Origin of the sequence: Dermatophilus congolensis, from assembly GCF_900447215.1 — a bacterium.
GTDB classification, from domain to species: Bacteria; Actinomycetota; Actinomycetes; order Actinomycetales; family Dermatophilaceae; genus Dermatophilus; species Dermatophilus congolensis_A.
In genome coordinates this window covers 1209196-1228075 of sequence record NZ_UFYA01000001.1, presented here as the reverse complement: position 1 = coordinate 1228075, position 18880 = coordinate 1209196, and the positions used below count along the sequence as shown (strand labels likewise).

Sequence of the window (18880 nt, the reverse complement as noted above, 5' to 3'; positions counted from 1 at the left end):
AACTTCCGAACTTGCACACGCGAGGAGAGACCCGCGAAATGTCCACTCTCAAAATTGAAGGATTGCGCGTCTCGGTTGACACCGAGAGCGGCCCCAAAGAGATCCTTAAAGGCGTTGACCTCACTATCAACTCTGGTGAGACGCACGCCGTGATGGGACCGAACGGTTCCGGAAAGTCCACGTTGGCGTACTCGCTGGCCGGGCACCCGAAATACAACGTGATCGGCGGGTCGGTCACTCTCGATGGCGAAGACGTGCTGGCGATGAGTGTTGACGAGCGCGCTAAGGCGGGCGTTTTCCTTGCGATGCAGTACCCGGTCGAGGTGCCAGGTGTCTCGGTGAGTAACTTCCTGCGTACCTCCAAGACCGCTATTGACGGTCAGGCACCGAAGCTGCGCACCTGGGTTAAAGAGGTCAAGGAGGCGATGGCGCGGTTGCAGATGGACCCGGCCTTCGCTGAGCGTGACATCAACTCCGGGTTCTCCGGCGGTGAAAAGAAGCGTCACGAGATCCTGCAGCTTGAATTGTTGAAGCCGAAGATGGCCATTCTTGACGAGACTGACTCAGGCTTGGATATTGACGCGCTGCGCATCGTTTCTGAAGGCGTGAACCGTGCCGCTGAGGCTAATGAGATGGGCACGTTGCTCATCACGCACTACACCCGCATTTTGCGGTACATCAAGCCGGACTATGTGCACGTATTCGTCAAAGGACGTTTTGTTGAGCACGGCGGCCCGGAACTGGCGGAGGAGCTGGAAGCGAACGGCTACGACCGTTTCGTTAACGCGAACGCCTGATCGCTTTTCCTGTACCGGTACGGCACGCCTTGCCGGTACCAATTCCTCACGGAGGTGACATGACCAGCACGTTCACGCAGGATGATCTTGTGCGTATCCGAGCTGATTTTCCGGAATTGGCGCGGACAGTCCGCGGTGGCCGCCAGCTGGTGTACCTGGACTCGGGAGCGACGTCGCTTAAGCCTCAGGTCGTTATCGACGCCGAAAGCGATTACTACGCGCACTACCATGCCGCGGTGCATCGCGGGGCGCACGCTATCGCTGAAGAGGCAACAGAGGCCTATGAGCAGGCACGCGCAACGATCGCAGGTTTCGTGGGCGCTGAGGTCGACGAGATTGTTTTCACGCGGAATGCGACAGAGTCGATCAATCTCGTTGCGTATGCGTTGTCGAACGCGGTTGCGCCTGGAGCCCTTGATGGTGTCGAGGAGTCATTGGCTGCACGGTTGTGTGTGGGCCCTGGGGACGAAATCGTCATCACCGAGATGGAACATCACGCGAACCTTGTCCCATGGCAGGAGTTGTGTCGCCGCACAGGGGCGACACTGCGGTGGGTGACGTTCGATGATTCCGGAAGAATCCCTGATGAAGCCTGGGGCGAGGTGCTCAGTGAGAGGACCAAACTGGTTTCCTTGACCCAGGTGTCGAACGTGCTGGCTACCCGTAATGACGTCGCTGCGGTAGCGGCTAAGGCACATGCCGTGGGAGCGTTGGTGCTTGTGGATGCGGCGCAGTCGGTGCCACATATGGCGGTCGATGTGCGCTCTCTGGGCGCGGACTTCGTTGCTTTCACCGGTCACAAAATGCTTGGCCCGCTTGGGATCGGCGTGCTGTGGGGTAGGCGTGAGCTGTTGGCTGCGATGCCGCCATACACCACGGGCGGGTCAATGATCGAGCTCGTGCGGATGGAGAAGACAACCTACCTCCCCCCGCCGACCCGCTTTGAAGCAGGAACGCCAGTGGTATCGCAGAGCATTGCACTGGCGGCTGCTGCTCGTTATCTCTGTGATCTGGGCATGGACAAGGTTGAGGCCCATGATCAGGAGTTGATGGAGCATGCGCTTGAGGTTGCGGCGCAGCGTCCGTGGATGACGGTGTTGGGGCCGTTGGAGGCTTCTGATCGTGTTGGCGCGTTGGCTTTTACGGTTAAAGATGTGCATCCGCATGACGTGGCGCAGATTCTTGATGATTCCGGTGTCGCTGTGCGCAGCGGTCACCACTGTGCAGGGCCGCTACACCGCAAGCTGGGTGTTACTGCTAGCACGCGGGCCAGTTTTTCTGTGTACACCACTCATGACGAGATTGATGCCTGGGCGGCGGCTTTGGATCGGATCCCGTCGATTTTCGGGGTGAGCCTGTAATGGACATGTATCAGGAATTGATCCTTGATCACAGCAAACATCCACAGCATGCGGGGTTGCGTGCTCCGTTTGGTGCGGAGGTGCATCACGTCAACACCAGCTGTGGCGATGAGATCACGCTGCGGGTTCACTTGTTGAACGCGGAGAAGGGCACCGAAGCTATGGTGCAGGACGTGTCTTATGACGCGCAGGGGTGTTCGATTTCGGTGGCGTCGGCTTCTGTGTTGGCGCAGGAGATTATTGGGCACCCGTTGGGTGAGGCGATGCACACCTATGAGGCGATGAAGGCGATGCTGACCAGCCGGGGCAAAGATGCAGGGGACGAGGAGACCATCGGTGATGGTGTCGCGTTCGCTGGGGTTTCTCAGTATCCGGCGCGAGTGAAGTGTGCCCTTTTGTCGTGGTCGGCGTTCACTGATGCTGTTGCTCGTGCCGGTGGATCTATCGATTGCTGACCGGCAGCTTCGGGCTGTGAAATAGACACAGGCGTTACTGGCGCGTTGAGCGTCGTCCTATCAGGAGACATATATGAGTGAAACCAGCCCATCTGGTGATGAGACCACAGACGCGAATCCGTATGAGGACAAGCCTGCGGTGACTTCGCTACCAACATCGGCTGATGTAGAAGAAGCCATGCGTGATGTGGTTGACCCTGAGCTGGGTATCAATGTGGTTGATCTTGGCTTGGTGTATGGCGTTGTTGTTGATGGTGAGCGTCGAGCCACGATTGATATGACGTTGACGAGTGCGGCATGCCCGCTTACGGATGTCATTGAAGAGCAAACTGCTATGGCGCTGAGCGGAATTGTTGATGATCACCGTATTAACTGGGTGTGGATGCCGCCGTGGGGCCCGGACAAGATCACCGAGGATGGTCGGGAGCAACTGCGCGCTCTAGGGTTCAACGTGTGATGATTCCGGGGTGAATACCTCGACCGAACATGCATTGTCTTTTTCTCTGTCCGACGTGGTGGAGGAGGGGCAGAGCGGCCCTTCGTGGGCTGTGGTTCGGCTAGATCGCCTCGCTTCGAACTTGCGTGCGATTCGTTCGCACGTGGGGTCGGGGCGAGGTGTTTTGTTGCCGGTGAAGGCCGATGCGTATGGTCACGGCGCGGTGGCGGTGTCGCGTTTCGTCCAGGAACGCAAGCTGGTGGATTGGCTTGGGGTGGCGACGGTCGCGGAAGGGTTGGAGCTGCGCAAGGCTGGTGTGGAGCTACCGATTCTCAAAATGTCTCCGGCGCTTCATTGCGAGCTTGAGGTGGGGTTGCGAGCAGGGGTGGTGTTGTCAGTTCAGTCAGCTGCAGAGGCGGATGCTGTCCAGGCAGCGGTGGCGGCGTTGCGGCAGGCTGGGCAGCAGCCGTATTGGGATGGTCCGGTGCTGGTGCAGTTGAAAATCGATACGGGGATGCGTCGGGTAGGGGTGGAGTTTACGCATGCGGGGCTGTTGGCTGCGCATGTTGCTGCGAGGTGTCCTGATCTTCGGGTGCAGGGTGTGTTCACACATTTCGCTGTTGCAGATGATCCAGACCCTGGGTGTGTGGCGTTTACTGAGGAACAGATCGTGCGGTTTGGTGAGGCTGTTCCGCAGGTTGCGGAGGCGTTGGGGTATTTCCCTGAGCTGGTGCATGCAGCGAATTCCGGAGGTGTGCTGGCGTATCCGCAGTCTTGGGGGTCTATGGTGCGGCCGGGAATTTTGGCGTATGGGTATTACCCGGATGCCAGGACAGTGCGTTCGGTGCAGGTGGAGCCGGTGTTGCAGTGGCGTGCACCTATTTCTGTGGTGAAGACTGTGGCAGCGGGGGAGACGGTCTCGTATGGGCGGACGTGGACGACACCAAGAGAAACAGTGATTGCGACTGTTCCGGTCGGGTACGCCGATGGGTACCGGCGGGGGCTGTCGAATGTGGCGCGTGCGTGTGTGGCTGGGCGGTCGGTGCCGGTGGTTGGGCGTGTGTGTATGGATCAGTTGTTGCTTGATCTGGGGCAAGGTGCGGTTGAGTCGATGGGTACTGAGGTGGTGTTGCTGGGTGGTGCAGGTGATGGATGTTTTGGCGCTGATGATATGGCGCAGGCGCTGGGGACAATTTCGTATGAAGTTCTTACCGGGATTGGTCGGCGGGTTCAGCGCACGTATGTGGGGGAGTAGTTTCGTGAGTTTTTAATGCGGTAGGTACAGCTCAGGAGCGCACCGGTTGTATCGGTGCGCTCCTGAGCTGTCGGTAGGGCAGTGTTGCTGTTATCAGCGGACGCGGCCGTACGAGGGAGACCCGTACACGTTGACTAGTTTGACGTTCTGGCCGGTGCGGGGGGCGTGCCACATTTTTCCGTTACCGGCGTAGATGCCGACGTGGTACTTCTGGGAGCTGCCGTAGAAGACGAGGTCGCCGGGGCGTGCGGTGCTGCGGGCGATGCGCTTGGTGGCCCGGTACTGGTCTTGGGCGGTGCGGGGCATCTTTTTACCCACGCGGGCGTAGGTCCACTGGACGAGGCCTGAGCAGTCAAATGCGCGGGGGCCAGCGGCTCCGTAGCGGTAGGGGGTGCCACGCTTGGTGGCAGCGACGTTGACGGCCTGGGCGCCCATGCGGGCGGAGAATCCAGCGGCTTTGACGCGGCTGGGAACTGGAGTTGCTGCGGAAGCTTGCGACGACGCGGTCGTGGCGGCTACACCGCCAGAAAGTCCGAGAGCTAGAAGTCCGGAGATGGCAATTCGCGCAGGGGCAAAATTCTTGTTCATTTTCGTGGTGTTTTCCAGGAGGCGCTTACGAAGCATGACCTGTCGGGTTCGGGATATCACTGGTTCCCGGTGATCGTGTTTACCGATCACTTCACCCCTAGGACTTCTCTAGGAAGTCCACAAGATTGGGTGCTCCGCTCCTACCACCAACACATTTCTGTGTAGGTACTGCCGGGGAATGGTGGTAGGACTCAGCGTCATTCTCCGGCGACCGCCTCAGGGGTGGCGGCCAGAAAGAAAGCTAGACCATGCCCGGATTGAAACCAATCCGTTATCTGTCGATGCGTGTCGATTGTGATGCCGGTCACATCGTTACGAGATCGTGACCTGCCTGTTTCTGTTTTGCAGCTTGTGTAACAGGGTTGCGCAAAAACTTTCACACAATCGATTTCCCGCTACCGCAGTCGTTTTTTAGCGCTGTTTATGTCAACTGTGAAGGGGCTGGGAAAAGGCTGACTGTCGCGTGCTATCTGTCGGAGCTGTGGAGCTCACCTGCGGATATGCGAATAGTTATCCACCTATAGACATATAGACACTCTTTATCTGTATTGCGATGAGCTGCAGCTGTGTTCCTGGCTAGGTGGGCGGTAGCTGAGAACATCCCTGCCCCTTACATGAGACGGCCCTTGACGTTGTGGGCCACCAATCAATGACGCCAAACCGTGACCCACCGTGCCGAGAGGAACCGCAAACTCCTCGATCGCAACAAAACATCGCTACGCGCAGAAATGACCCTTTTCCGTGCCCGCTAGCAGCGAACACAAACCCCTTCCGTGAATTCATTAATACGCCCTAGCTCACAAGGGAGGGAAAGCGCAGCGCATGAACATAAAACTCGTCAAAAGAAGTACGGAAAAAGTATCTAAGTAGCCACAGCAGATAAAAGCAGGCATGTGTACATCCCTCACGCAAAACCAAGCCCACCAACCATTTTCAATAAACTCTCACGCCACCCAACCCTCAGGCGCCCCAACAACAACCACACCACAACGCCTTTTACCCTGCGGCTATGCCAGTAACCTTCGCTCACCCCGCCGCCGTACTGCCACTGCTACGCACCCCTATCCCCTTCGCTGCCCTGAGTATCGGCGCAATGATTCCCGACACCCCTCTCTTTATGCCCTGGATACCCATCACATACGACGCCACCCACACACTCACCGGCATTCTCACCTTTGACCTCATCGCAGCCAGTGCGCTCTGGTACGCCTGGTGGAACCTCATACGCCACCCCCTGCTCGATGCAGCCCCCGCCCCGCTACGAAGGCGAATCACCCTCACTCAACAACGCCCACCTTTACCCCTAGTCGCCCTGGGGGCAGCCATCGGTGCGGCCACCCATGTCATCTGGGACGAATTCACACACGCCGGCCGATGGGGAGCGACAACAATTCCTCTCCTTGCCACCACTCACGCTGGACTCCCTGGGTATAAATGGGCCCAATACATCAGCGGTATTGGTGGTCTCACGGCCCTGGCCATCACTGCCGTTGTCCTCACACTGCGCGCACCCGCCAGTCCCGCCACACCCCGCCGCCACCCACGTACGGCACTACTCGTACTCACTCTTCCTCTACTAGCTGCAGCCACCGCAACAACCCTAACTGCCCTCCCCGTCCTTGCCGCCGGAGGTGAACTGCGCGACTTGCTCTATGGCGCCATCACACGCTCAGCCCTCGCCGCAACAATCGCCCTTATTGCCGCCTCAGCCGCATGGCACCTCGCCGTCAAGAAAAACCGCCACGCCACCACCGTGCCTTAACAGCACCAATCGGAGACCTGAGCCACATATGTTCCTCTTCTCACATAAACCCCCACCAGTATTCGCACCCCAACAGCCCGATTCGTAGGCTGAAACCGCAAATCCCTCACCGGATGGAGACCCCCTCATGTCACGCTTGAAAGAACTCCTCCCCATCGAAGCGGTCAACGTCAATATCACCGCACCTGACTGGCGCGCCGCCATAAGTGAAGCTGGCGCACTCCTCAGTGCCACCGGCACCGCAGACCCGGCCTATACCGACGCCATGATCGCCACCGTCGACACTCACGGCCCCTACATCGTCATCGCACCCGGCTTCGCATTCGCCCATGCCCGCCCAGATAGCAGCGTCCATCACACCGGCATGTCGGCCATCCGCCTCACCCACCCCGTCGAATTCGGCAACCCCGATAACGACCCCGTCACCCTCATCGTTGCCCTGGCCGCCACCGACAGCGACGCCCACCAGCAAGCTCTCGCAGAGCTGGCCGGACTCCTATCCGACCCGGCCCGCCGCGCAGCAATCGACGCAGCAACAACCACCACCGAACTACACGCCGCACTCACCACAGACCCCACCAGTCAGCCAGCTACAGCAACCCCATCCACCCCCGTCACCACCAAGACCGAAACCCCAACCACACATGAAAACGCCATCCCCAGCAAAGGATTCATCCTCACCGTCTGCGGAAACGGCCTCGGAACCAGCCTGTTTCTCAAAAACACACTCGAAAGCGTCCTCACTGCCTGGGGATGGGACAAATACATACGCGTAGAAGCAACCGACACCATCTCCGCCCGAGGCCGAGCCAAAGAAGCCGACGTGCTCCTCACCTCAGGAGCCATCGCCGCAGCACTCGGCGAAGTGGGAGTACCCGTCGTCGTCATTGACGACTTCACCTCAGCCCCCCAAATCGACGCCGCCCTGCGCCACGTCTACGCAGTCTGAACGGGAACAGACATGAACATCATCGCCGCCACAGCACAATTCATCGTCAACGAAATCCTCGCCGTCCCTGCATTCCTCATCGGCATCATCACCGCCGTAGGACTCATCGCGATGAAAAAGTCCACAGGACAAATCATCGCCGGTGCCCTCAAGGCCACTCTCGGATTCCTCCTCATCGGCGCCGGAGCTAACCTCGTCGTCAACTCCCTAGAACCCCTCGGCATCATGATCCAAGGCGCACTCGGTGCCCACGGAGTAGTCCCCACCAACGAAGCAATCGTCGGTATTGCACAGAAAAAATTCGGCGCCCACGTCTCCTGGATCATGATCCTCGGATTCGTCGTAGCGCTCCTGCTGGCACGCCTGACACCTCTGCGCTACGTATTCCTCACCGGACACCACCTGCTCTTCATGTCGACACTCATCACCGTCGTCATGATGTCCTCAGGAACCCCCGCCCCCATCGTCGTCGCCCTCGGCGCAACCCTCCTGGGCGTCCTCATGGTCTCCCTCCCCGCCCTCGCACACCCCTGGACCCGCAAAATCACCGGCGATGACTCAGTAGCAATCGGACACTTCGGCACCCTGGGCTACATCGCCTCTGGCGCAGTAGGCCGCGCAGTCAACGGCTCAGGAAAAAGCCCCTCCACCGAAGATGTCAAAGTCCCAGAATCACTCCGATTCCTCCGCGACTCCATGGTCGCCACCGCGCTATCCATGGTGATCATGTACCTCGTCGTCGCCGTAGCCTTCCTGCTGCGCACCGGCGAAAAAACTGCCTTCACCGCCTTCGAAGGCGGCGCAACCAACGTCGGCAACTACCTCATGCACTCAGTCACCCAAGGCCTACAATTCGGTATTTCCGTCGCAGTCATCCTCTTCGGCGTGCGTACTATCCTGGGAGAACTCATCCCCGCCTTCCAAGGCATCGCAGATAAAGTCGTCCCCGGAGCAATCCCTGCACTCGACTGCCCAATCGTCTTCCCCTACGCCCAAAACGCCGTTCTCATCGGCTTCATTGCGAGCTTCACCGGAGGACTCCTCGCGCTCCTATCCCTAGGACTGTGGTTCGGCCCCACCTTCGGCCTAGCACTCATCCTTCCCGGCCTCGTGCCCCACTTCTTCACTGGCGGCGCAGCAGGCGTATACGGAAACGCAACCGGCGGACGCCGAGGCGCAGTCGCCGGCGCATTCGTCAACGGACTGCTCATCACCTTTCTGCCCGCCCTGCTCATGAAAGTACTCGGTGACCTTGGCACCGCGAACACCACATTCGGCGACACCGACTTCGGCTGGTTCGGCCTCATCATCGGTTACGGCTCCCGCCCAGGCACCGCCAGTGGAATCATCGTCGCCGCGCTCCTAGCGCTGGCGCTACTCACTGCAGCAATCATCGTGCAGCGCAAACTTGTCGACACCCACTGGGACCCCGCCCCAGCCCGAGGAAATACCCCACAGACTGCCACCCCATCAGCGGCCAGCGGCCCCACCGTCATCAGCTACCCGAAAGTACTCCCTCCCGAAGGTGCCCCTACACCACCACCAGCAATCCAGTAAAAAAGAACAAAAGGTAGGGGCCTGACTCAACGCGAGTCAGGCCCCTACCTTTTCACCCATAATGAGTGCTGAGAACCGAAATAAAAACCAGTAATCGATCCCACCACCGACACGACAACCGGCACCACCAAAGCCGATACATCTTTAATCTCAGCCCACGAACGCCACCCAAAAATCACCGCAACCATCGGCAGTACGGTCACGACGATAAATAAACACAACGCAACCCCGACGATCCATGACCGTTTGCGTTCCCGGCTTCTTTCCACCGGGCCTAAGGAGGGGCCTTCACTGACCGAGTCGTTCTGGGGTGGATATTCCTCTACTGGAAGTTCAGCCTCTTCACCCAACGAACTGAACCTCACGGATAGCGCCATCGGCTTCACGCACCAAAATCGCCCCACCCTTCTTCAAAGCATCTTGAAGAAACGCCTGCGTGGCCAAAGCCTGTCGGATCGCGTCATTGGGGTTCAGTCCCTGTGTCTGCGCAATCATGTCCAGGTTTTTGGAGTCACGGTCGCGCAGGTTCGCAGTAATACGGCGAACAGTGTTTCCCTTGCGAGCGACGTTAAGCGATTCCATTCTGACCCTCCTCACAAACGCATCATTTTGATGCGAATATGTGTCGATCTTACGCGTCAGTGCGCGACTGCGACAATACCGATGAACAAACCTCCCCAGCAGCAGGCCCCGCATCCTTCTGCTGCTCAATCATCTCCGTCAGCCTCTCCAGCTGCGCCGTCAACTCAGTAACCCGCGCCGTCAACTCAGCAACTGCCACCGACTCTGCCGAGACCGCACCCTCATCAGGAACCGCCAACCGGTCCGTCAGCCACGACGCCAACGACGCAGTTACCGAACCCAACAACGCAATACCGCCAATCATCATGCCTGCGGCAATCAAACGCCCATGCATAGTGACCGGGTACGCATCCCCATACCCAACCGTCGTCATCGTCGCCAAAGCCCACCACACCGCATCCCCATACGTATCAATATGTGCACCTGGTGCGCCCCGCTCGGCATCCAACATCGCCAACGCCCCAACAAACGCTAAAAACAACGCCCCACCCACGATGTACACCACAACCCGGCCCCGCAGCATGGCTGCAGATGTGCGATGCACCACCACCAGCACCGTTAACAACCGCAACAACCGCAATGGGCGCAGCATCGGCAGTAAAACCACTAACAACTCAATCGGACTGTGTAACAAAAACCGATAACGCTGCCGCGATAAACACAACCGCACCCCGTAGTCCAGAGCAAACAATCCCCACGTCACATCCATTACCACCGCGGAAATCTCATGCCACTGTCGCGAGATCCCCGGATCTAAAATTGGCCACGCAAACGCAACCAAAAACAGCAGCGCCACCCCCGTCATCCAGGGCCCCGTCAATCTCTCCCAAGCACGCCGCCGCGACTCCGCGCTGCAATCCATACACGGATTATCATCAAGTGCCCACAGGGCTGAACCCGCCCACGCCACTGCGGCTTTTACGGTTGACCCTATGACCTCACCGGCCAGCCATCGCTACCCCTTCCTTGATACCCTCCGGGGATTCGCCATCGCGGGCATTCTCGTAGCTAACATCCCCGATATCACCTCCCTCTGGCAAGACGTAGACGCCCCCATCAACCTCGAGCCCGAAAACATAGTCCCCGCATTTCACACAATCATCACCGGCCGATTCATCCCCATCTTCATGTTCCTCTTCGGCATGTCTCTAGTATTCATCGCCGACTCCGCGATCCGTCGCGGCCGGTCTCCAAAAGTTGTGCTCGGCAGACGCCTCACTGCCATGCTGCTCTTTGGGGTGGTCCACCAAATCCTCTACTCAGGAGAAGTGCTCTTCCTCTACGCCTTAGGAGGACTGCTCGTTCTACCACTGGTACTCCTTGCTAAAAAGCAGGTACTACTCATGCTCGGGCTCATCGCAGCAATCGCAGCTTTCGCTGCCGGTGGGGGAGTACCCGCCATCCCCGGAGTGGTCCTCCTCGGTGCCGCCGCCGCCCGATACGGCATACCAGCCCGGCTAGAACACGCAGACCGCCGCATCGCAATTCTGGCTGCGGTGTCCGCCCTCGCTTCAGCCGCCGCGCTCTACTGGCAATGGCACAACCCTGGTGACCCGCGTTTCACCACCGCAGGCGGCGTCGCTGGCGCCATCATGGCAGTGCTATACATCCTCACCCTGGCGCTACTGTGGCAACCCCCCCTGCGCCGACTACTACGCGGCATGTTCGAACCACTCGGCCGCGCCGCCTTCACCTGCTACCTCACCGCCACACCCATGATGCTAGCCGCCGGCCACATGCTCGATCTTCCGCGAAGCACGAACCTATGGCTTGTCATCGCTGTAGCTATCGCAATCCTCGTAGCGCAGTACTGCCTGCTCCGAGTGTGGTTTCTGCGATTCTCTTACGGCCCCCTTGAGTGGATATGGCGCCGCATCACCTGGTGGGGGCCAACTCCACAGGCAAGCCACGTACACCAAACAGAGTCTAGAAAATTGGTAAGCGACAACTAAATTGCTTAGATGGGGCCAATGAAGCGCCGGGTGTCCCCCTCCACCGGCAGCCTCCCACCAACCAGCAAAGAAGGCTCCATGAACCCCACCTACACCATTGGCGACTACCTCCTAGACCGCCTAGTAGAACTCGGCATCACCGACCTCTTCGGCGTACCCGGCGACTACAACCTCCGCTTCCTCGACCACGTACTCGCACACAACCACATCCGCTGGGTCGGCTCCGGAAACGAACTCAACGCCGGATACGCCGCCGACGGATATGCCCGCATCCGCGGCGCCGGCGCACTCCTGACCACCTACGGCGTCGGTGAACTCTCCGCCGCCAACGCCCTCGCCGGCTCCTACGCCGAATCAGTACCAGTCATCCACATCGTCGGAGCCCCCCGCAAAGAAATCCAAGCAGCACACCAAAAACTCCACCACTCACTCGGAACCGGAGACTTCCAACACTTCCTCCGCATGGCCAACGAAATCAGCTGCGCCACCGCCAACCTCGAAGCCCCCAGCGCAACATGGGAAATCGACCATGTACTGCGCACCGCCATCTTCGAGAAAAAACCCGGATTCCTCCTCCTTGCCGCAGACGTAGCAGCAACCCCCACCGAACCCCCAACAGCCCCCCTCAAACTCATCACCCAAGCCTCAACCACAGCAGCAGAAAACGCATTCGACAAAGCAGCACGAGCCTTCCTCACCGACAAGAAAACAGCAGTACTAGCCGACATCGCCGTCCAACGCCTCGGCGCCACCGAAGCCCTCAATAACCTCCTCGCCGCCACCGGACTACCTGTAGCCACTCTGAGCTGGGGAAAAACACTCGTAGACGAATCCGCACCCAACTTCGCTGGTATCTACGTCGGCTCCGCTTCCGAAGAACCAGTACGCTCCACCATTGAAGACGCCCAAGCCCTCATCACCATCGGTGTCGACTTCACCGACAACACCACCGCAGGATTCAGCGGAAACATCGACACATCAAGACAACTCGAAATACGACGATCAATAAGCCGCATAGGGCAAGAACTCTTCACACCACTATCCATGGAACGCGCCATCGGCATCCTCACCAACGTGCTTACCGACATCCAACCGCAAGGCATGCCCCTAGAACGCCCAAGCGAATCGATCACCGCCGAACCTACCGACGACCCCCTCACCCAAGACACACTCTGGACACTCGTCGCCAATTCACTCACCGAAGGAAACATCGTCCTGGCCGACCAAGGCACCAGCTTCTTCGGCATGTCCGGAATGCGACTACCCCAAGGAGTCACATTCATCGGACAACCCATGTGGGGATCCATCGGCTACACACTGCCAGCCATGCTCGGCGCCGGACTCGCCAACCGTAACCGCCGACCAGTACTCCTGATTGGAGACGGCGCCGCCCAACTCACCATCCAAGAACTCGGACAAATTATCCGCGAACACGTGCCCGCCGTGATCGTCCTCGTCAACAACAACGGATACACAGTCGAACGGATGATCCACGGCAAAACAGCCGCCTACAACGACATCCCCGCATGGAGATGGACCCACGCACTGCAATTCTTCGGCGCCGACCCAAAGCACTCCATGACCATCACCGCACGCACCGGCATTCAGATGCAGCAAGCACTAGAAAAAGCAGCAGCCAACCCCAACTCACTCGTACTCATCGAAGCCATCACAGACACTCAAGATGCCCCACAGCTACTACACAAAATCGCAGCAGCCCTTTAAAAACCCACAGGGTGGGGGGATACAGACATCTGTATCCCCCCACCCTGTGCGTTCCCAGAACACAACCCGATCAGGGAAGCGGTCTTACGCAGCTGCTGCCTGGCCATCCTCCACACTGGCCACTGCGGCAACCCGCAAAGCCGCTACAAAACCACACAACAAAAACGCGGCCGCGACAGCAATAGACCATCCCGCAGCCGTCGAAAATGTCTGCGGATCAGCCCCAAAACCACGATTGCCCAACCCAACAGCAAGCATGGACCCCGCCAGCGCTGTTCCTAGCGCCGACCCAACCTGCCGCACCGTGCTCTGCACCGCCGACCCAGTACCAGAACGCGCAGTCGGCACATCCAGCAGCACCGTAGAAGTCAACTGCGCAGAAGCAAACCCCAAACCAACGCCATAAACCACCAGCGTCGCCGCAATCAACCACGCCGACGTCTGTGGACCAAGAATCAGCGCAGTTGTAGCGGATCCCACCACCTCAAGCCCCAACCCAAGCAACACAACCTTCGGAGCCCCCAAGCGCGCCGCGACGTGACGCGCCTGGGCCCCAGCCGCAAAAGCACCAAGCGCCATCGCGGCCAACACCAAACCTGAGGTGAGAACCGACTCGTGTAACACCATTACTAGATACAGCGGAAGCACAAACACCAAAGCGAACTCACCCACCGCAACCGCCGCCGCCGCAACATTTCCCCACCGGAAACTAGGAATCGCGAACAAAGAAAGATCGATAATCCCCGTGTGGCCAGCACGAGCACGCCCGCGCTCCACGACATAAAAAACACCCAGTAGAAGGACACCCACACCGATCGCCACCGGCGCTGCCGAAACCGGTGCCGTAGCAGGCCACGACAGATCACCAATCTGCAGAGCACTCTTAGGAGACCACCAACCCAAATTTTGCGATTCAATCAGCCCGAACACAATCAACCCGAACCCCAAAGCGCTGGACAGTCCACCAAAAAAATCAGCCCCACCTGTACCAGGCTCCCCGCGCGTCTCTGGAACACAGCGCACCCCAGCCATAATGATCGCCGCCCCGATGGGGATATTCACGAAGAAAATCCACCGCCACGACACATACTCAGTCAAAACACCACCCAGCAACGGCCCAATCGCAGCCATCCCGGACATCACAGCCCCCCACACCCCGAACGCAGCCGCCCGCTCCCGCCCACGAAAAAGGGCATTCACCGTGGACAAGGTGGTAGGCAAAATCATGGCGCCACCGACCCCTTGTACAGCACGAGAAGCAATAAGCGCCCCGGAAGTGCTAGCGAACCCAGCAGTCACGCTGCTCACCGTGAAAAGTGTGACACCAGCAAGGAAAAGCCTGCGCCGCCCATAGGCGTCACCCAACCGCCCAAAAGACAACAAGAGCGCAGCGAAAACAACGGCGTACAAACTGTTGACCCACTGCGCCTCAGTGAGATCGAGGCGAAGGCTAGTGATGATCTGAGGCAGAGCGACACCAACGATGGTCCCATCAAGCACAATCATCGACAGGCCAGCTGCCAACACACCCAACGCCGCCCAGCGGTGATCGCGGGGCTCAGGTGAGGCTAGTGGGGGAGTAGGTGACATCCGAGAACTCCTGAAAACGAGGCAATGGCCCGGCGAGTAGTCGGGTCACGGTGGCGATATGTCTTCTTTGAGGTTAGAGACAGGGTGTCGCTAAAACAATTCATCAGGCACACTGATTAAACACATCAACCACCACCCCCCTCACCACGCGGCACCATCCCCAGGAGGAGTCATGCCACGCATCACTGCCTCAACCATGCGTGAACACCGCGCACACATCCGCGCCACCCTCATCGACACAGCCGAACACATCATGCGCACCGACGGCCCTCAAGCCCTCACCGCCGGAGCCGTCACTTCAGCAGCAGGAATCGCCCGCAACAGCATCTACCGCTACGTCGACTCCGTCGACGACCTGCGCACACTCGTACTCGAACGTCACCTGCCTAGCTGGCTCAACGCCGTCAACGAAGCAGTCACTTGTGCTCACACCCCCGCTGAACAGATCGATGCCTGGTGCCGTAGCAACCTCGAACAAGCCGCCCTCACCGGTTACGGCTGGCTCATGAACATCACTAAAAACACACCCCTCGCCGACAGAACACGTCAGGCCGTAACCCATGCCCACCGCAACACCCAAGACATGCTCTTGGCCGCATGGCAACACCTCACTGCAGATGAAACCCAGGCACAGATTGGCGCCGAACTTACCCGGAGCATGGTGGATGCAGGGTTTCACCTCCTCGACCGCGGCATACCAGCCGATCAAGTCATTGACGCCACTCTCAACGCCGTCAGCCGCCTCCACTGCAGCTGGCAGCCCAATGGGCAGCACACAAAAACAGTCAATTTCGCCTTAGCCACGCCAGCAACTGATCCACATTCCACGTCGTCACAATTCGCTCGGCAGGGACCCCTAGCCGCTGCGCCCGTTCACAGCCATAAGCCAAAAAATCCAACTGACCAGGCGCATGAGCATCAGTGTTAATCGAGAACAAACACCCCATATCAAGAGCCATCGCGATCAGCTCATCAGGAGGGTCCTGCCGTTCAAGGCGACTATTAATTTCAACAGCCACCCCATGGTCAACACAGGCAGAAAACACAGCTTCGGCGTCAAAAACACTTGGCGGGCGCTGACCCCGCCCACCAGCCACGAGCCGCCCCGTGCAGTGACCAAGAATGCTCGTTCGCGGATTTCTCACGGCCTTCATCATTCGCTGCGTCATCGATTCAGCATTCATGCGCAACTTGGAATGAACCGAGGCGACAGCCACATCGACCTGATCGAGAAGCTCAGGGTCTTGATCAAGATCTCCATCATCTAAGATGTCGACCTCAATCCCCGCCAGTAGCCGAAAATCATCACGCGGCAAGGCCTGGCTAATCGCCGCAACCACATCGAGCTGTTCACGCAGCCGCTGCTCGGAAAGACCATGCGCAATCCGCAGATTGCGCGAATGATCAGTAAGAGCGATGTATTCACGACCGAGCTCTATCGCTGTCGCGGCCATTTCCTCGATAGGGGCCCCACCATCGGACCAATTCGAATGACAATGCAGGTCACCGCGCATAGCTGCCAGAAGGTCTTCGCCACCTTCAATGAGTGGCCCAGTGGCAGTTTCCTCTAGGCTCGTGAGATATGCAGGACGCCGGCCAGCCAAACAGTCCGCGATGACAGCTGCTGTGCTTTTCCCGATAGTAGGCAGCTCAGTAAGTGTCCCTGCCGCGGTACGGGCACGGATTTCCTCCTCAGGTGTACGCAGAATCGTTGTTGCTGCGCGGCGGAAAGCTTCAACCCGGTGAGTCTGACTGCGCGAGCGCTCCAGTAGGAACGCAATTCGACGCAAGGCGTCGATAGGTTTGAGTGAATCGGCAGCAGACATGCTGCTCAGCCTAAAAGTGCTGTTGCCTTGATACAGGGGTACCTGCGGTTATCTGCGTGTCAGGTCGACATATGCACAGGGGCAAAAAGATCGCCGATTTTCTCCAGCCGATCGAGCACTTCGCGCGGGCCGAGTTGAGTCAGCGTATGCGCCGGTGTACCGGTAGCGGCGGCCTCTACTTCATCCCAGGTACGCGGTGCAGCGACCGTGATATGGCGATGTTTACCACGCGGCGAATAAGGACAAATCGTGGTTTTAGAGCGTGTGTTTTGGCTCCAGTCGAGCAAGACCTTGCCTGGTCGTTTTGTCTTCCTCATCGTCGCAACCACCATTTCAGAGTGGCTCTGCTCAAGAGCTTTCGCTAACTGTTGAGCGCGAGAACGAGTGGCGTCACGATCATCAGGGTCACCGGCAACAGGGGCATACAACTGGATGCCTTTGCTGCCGCTGGTTACCGGGACGATAATTTCCGCCCCCTGCTCCAGCAGGGCATCGCGCACGATAAGGGCAACGCGTGCGCATTCAGTAAGCCCTGCAGGTTCCCCAGGATCAAGGTCAATAACTAGACGATCCGGGGCACACGGCGCGCCCTGGCTGTCGATGCGCCACTGCGGCACATGCAGTTCGAGTGCAGCGAGGTTTCCCAGCCACATCAGTGTCGACAAGTCATCGACCAGAGGGTATGTGACCTGGGAAGATTCGCGGCGCGAACCGGGGGAGTGGAGGATGACGGTCCGCACCCACTCAGGAGTATTCTTCGGGGCGTTTTTCTCGAAAAACGATGGGCCCTGTACCCCATGCGGCCAACGCACCCTGGTGACTGGACGGGCTGCCAACGCAGGCAGAAGCGCAGCCGAAACCTCCGCCAGGTAGCTGATGATCTCGGATTTAGTGGTGCCTGAATCGGGGTAGAGAACCTTCTCAAGGTTGGTCAACGGAACACGGCGGCCCTCGATATCTGCGTTCACGGCCTGGGACTGCTGCGGCAAAGACTCGGCTTCTTTGCTTGCGTCGGTGAGTGACATGGTGGCCTCAGAAGTTGCTGATCTGGTGGTTTCAGAGACCAGATCAGTAGGGGTCAGGTCAGGACGCAACCCCTGGAATGAAGGTTGACGTAGCCGGTAGCCCGGTTTTGGAATACCGCCCAGCGCGCGAACATCGATAACAAGACGAGGATGAACCCAGTGCACCCCCGCAACGTCTGCATCGGGAAGGTCCGCAGCGAAGGGGGATTCTTTCGCGGCATGCTCGCGTAGCAAAGGCACCAGCGTTTCCTGTACCGAACCAGCCACGCCGCTACCGACACGGCCAAGGAAACATAGCCGGGTAGCTTCACCAGCTGAGCTTTCTGGTAGGCCAACAAGGAAAGAACCCACCCGGTTTTCTGAGCCAGTTTCAGACCGCCAACCGCCGATCACCATCGAATGTGTGGGCCGGTGGGGCAATTTACGCCATGCTTTGCTGCGTTTACCGGGGGAAGTAGGGGGCATCGATACGTTTGCTGATGATTCCCTCTAGCCCCTGCTCCTGGGTTGCTTCTAGGAGGGATTCACCATCAGGAAAAGTGGGTGTCACTGTGATGCGGTCGCTGTTCCAGGTGAGTGTCTCCAACAGCTGGCGCCGCACCGTCCACGGCTCGTCTGTGAGGTCGCGGTCGTTGAACCGGAGCAGATCAAAGACCATGAAAGTTACTGGTGCGGTGGCCGCCAAGCGCTGAGCAGTGTCTGCTCTCCTTACGAAGATGCGGTTTTGTAGTTTCTTGAACGACGGGCTGCCTGCCTCATCGAAAAGCACAACTTCACCATCGAGGAGCACATCTGCTGGTGTGCTCTGCCCAGTTAAAGCAGTCACGATTTCGGGGAACCGGGTGCTGGCATCCGTTTCGTTACGTGTGTGAAGACAGGCGTGGCTGTGATGAACGTCTGCCAGGACGCGCATGCCATCCCACTTCACTTCGTGGACCCAATCAGCGCTCGTAGGGACAGCGGTAGTGGAGGTTGCCAGCATTGGTTTCACTCTTCGATAGTGGCCCTTTGGCGTGAGTT

18 protein-coding genes are annotated in these 18880 nt (G+C 58.7%); 10 read left to right on the top strand and 8 right to left on the bottom strand.

Going from position 1 to position 18880, the window contains the following annotated elements:
- The first annotated feature begins 38 nt into the window (after positions 1–38).
- The 5 genes from sufC to alr all read left to right on the top strand — a co-directional run bounded on the left by sufC (position 39) and on the right by alr (position 4304).
- Entirely contained in the window at positions 39–797 is a 759-nt protein-coding gene (gene sufC, locus DXZ77_RS05265; RefSeq protein WP_028326314.1) for a Fe-S cluster assembly ATPase SufC, read from the top strand.
- Between the two features lie 59 nt (positions 798–856).
- Positions 857–2158 carry an aminotransferase class V-fold PLP-dependent enzyme gene (locus DXZ77_RS05260; protein WP_115030513.1) on the top strand — a complete coding sequence of 434 codons (1302 nt, stop codon included), beginning with the start codon at positions 857–859 and terminating at the stop codon, positions 2156–2158.
- Positions 2158–2613, top strand: a complete 456-nt coding sequence (gene sufU / locus DXZ77_RS05255) for a Fe-S cluster assembly sulfur transfer protein SufU (protein ID WP_115030512.1) — start codon at positions 2158–2160, stop codon at positions 2611–2613. The genes DXZ77_RS05260 and sufU overlap by 1 nt, the downstream gene beginning before the upstream one ends.
- Before the next feature lie 73 nt (positions 2614–2686).
- Positions 2687–3070 (top strand): metal-sulfur cluster assembly factor, encoded by a 384-nt coding sequence (locus DXZ77_RS05250; RefSeq protein ID WP_084440804.1) that lies wholly within the window; start codon positions 2687–2689, stop codon positions 3068–3070.
- Between the two features lie 10 nt (positions 3071–3080).
- A complete protein-coding gene (alr, locus tag DXZ77_RS05245) occupies positions 3081–4304 on the top strand; it encodes an alanine racemase (protein WP_220181594.1) in 1224 nt (407 codons plus the stop codon).
- 93 nt (positions 4305–4397) lie between these two features.
- On the opposite strand, the gene DXZ77_RS05240 is transcribed toward alr, so the two are convergent.
- Positions 4398–4892 carry a C40 family peptidase gene (locus tag DXZ77_RS05240; protein WP_258553147.1) on the bottom strand — a complete coding sequence of 165 codons (495 nt, stop codon included), beginning with the start codon at positions 4890–4892 and terminating at the stop codon, positions 4398–4400.
- A 1009-nt stretch (positions 4893–5901) separates the two neighbouring features.
- Between DXZ77_RS05240 and DXZ77_RS05235 the strand changes: the two genes are divergently transcribed.
- From DXZ77_RS05235 to ulaA, 3 genes are all read left to right on the top strand, one after another.
- A complete protein-coding gene (locus DXZ77_RS05235; RefSeq protein WP_115030510.1) occupies positions 5902–6654 on the top strand; it encodes a DUF4184 family protein in 753 nt (250 codons plus the stop codon).
- Positions 6655–6781: 127 nt separating this feature from the next.
- A complete protein-coding gene (locus DXZ77_RS05230) occupies positions 6782–7603 on the top strand; it encodes a PTS sugar transporter subunit IIAB (protein ID WP_115030509.1) in 822 nt (273 codons plus the stop codon).
- 12 nt (positions 7604–7615) lie between these two features.
- Positions 7616–9160 carry a PTS ascorbate transporter subunit IIC gene (gene ulaA, locus DXZ77_RS05225; RefSeq protein ID WP_115030508.1) on the top strand — a complete coding sequence of 515 codons (1545 nt, stop codon included), beginning with the start codon at positions 7616–7618 and terminating at the stop codon, positions 9158–9160.
- A 44-nt stretch (positions 9161–9204) separates the two neighbouring features.
- On the opposite strand, the gene DXZ77_RS11725 is transcribed toward ulaA, so the two are convergent.
- From DXZ77_RS11725 to DXZ77_RS05215, 3 genes are read right to left on the bottom strand one after another with little or no spacing between them, the layout of a single operon-like run.
- Complete coding sequence (locus DXZ77_RS11725) at positions 9205–9510, bottom strand: hypothetical protein (protein ID WP_147279199.1); 306 nt, start codon at positions 9508–9510, stop codon at positions 9205–9207.
- Positions 9503–9742, bottom strand: coding sequence for a hypothetical protein (locus tag DXZ77_RS05220; RefSeq protein ID WP_115030507.1), 240 nt, complete (start codon positions 9740–9742; stop codon positions 9503–9505). Before DXZ77_RS05220 ends, DXZ77_RS11725 begins: the two co-directional genes overlap by 8 nt.
- A gap of 49 nt (positions 9743–9791) precedes the next feature.
- Entirely contained in the window at positions 9792–10604 is an 813-nt protein-coding gene (locus DXZ77_RS05215; RefSeq protein ID WP_115032602.1) for a potassium channel family protein, read from the bottom strand.
- 70 nt (positions 10605–10674) lie between these two features.
- Here DXZ77_RS05215 and DXZ77_RS05210 point away from each other — a divergent pair, with 70 nt between their 5' ends.
- A complete protein-coding gene (locus DXZ77_RS05210; protein ID WP_115030506.1) occupies positions 10675–11694 on the top strand; it encodes a DUF418 domain-containing protein in 1020 nt (339 codons plus the stop codon).
- Positions 11695–11712: 18 nt separating this feature from the next.
- Positions 11713–13419 (top strand): alpha-keto acid decarboxylase family protein, encoded by a 1707-nt coding sequence (locus DXZ77_RS05205; protein WP_258553146.1) that lies wholly within the window; start codon positions 11713–11715, stop codon positions 13417–13419.
- A gap of 84 nt (positions 13420–13503) precedes the next feature.
- Here the strand turns inward: DXZ77_RS05205 and DXZ77_RS05200 are convergent, their stop codons facing one another.
- The 4 genes from DXZ77_RS05200 to DXZ77_RS12395 all read right to left on the bottom strand — a co-directional run bounded on the left by DXZ77_RS05200 (position 13504) and on the right by DXZ77_RS12395 (position 18842).
- Complete coding sequence (locus DXZ77_RS05200; RefSeq protein ID WP_115030505.1) at positions 13504–15009, bottom strand: MFS transporter; 1506 nt, start codon at positions 15007–15009, stop codon at positions 13504–13506.
- Between the two features lie 785 nt (positions 15010–15794).
- Positions 15795–16835, bottom strand: a complete 1041-nt coding sequence (locus DXZ77_RS05190) for a PHP domain-containing protein (protein ID WP_115030504.1) — start codon at positions 16833–16835, stop codon at positions 15795–15797.
- A 59-nt stretch (positions 16836–16894) separates the two neighbouring features.
- A complete protein-coding gene (gene ligD / locus DXZ77_RS05185; protein WP_306746664.1) occupies positions 16895–18256 on the bottom strand; it encodes a non-homologous end-joining DNA ligase in 1362 nt (453 codons plus the stop codon).
- A gap of 46 nt (positions 18257–18302) precedes the next feature.
- Positions 18303–18842 carry an ATP-dependent DNA ligase gene (locus DXZ77_RS12395; RefSeq protein WP_258553311.1) on the bottom strand — a complete coding sequence of 180 codons (540 nt, stop codon included), beginning with the start codon at positions 18840–18842 and terminating at the stop codon, positions 18303–18305.
- Positions 18843–18880: the final 38 nt, after the last annotated feature.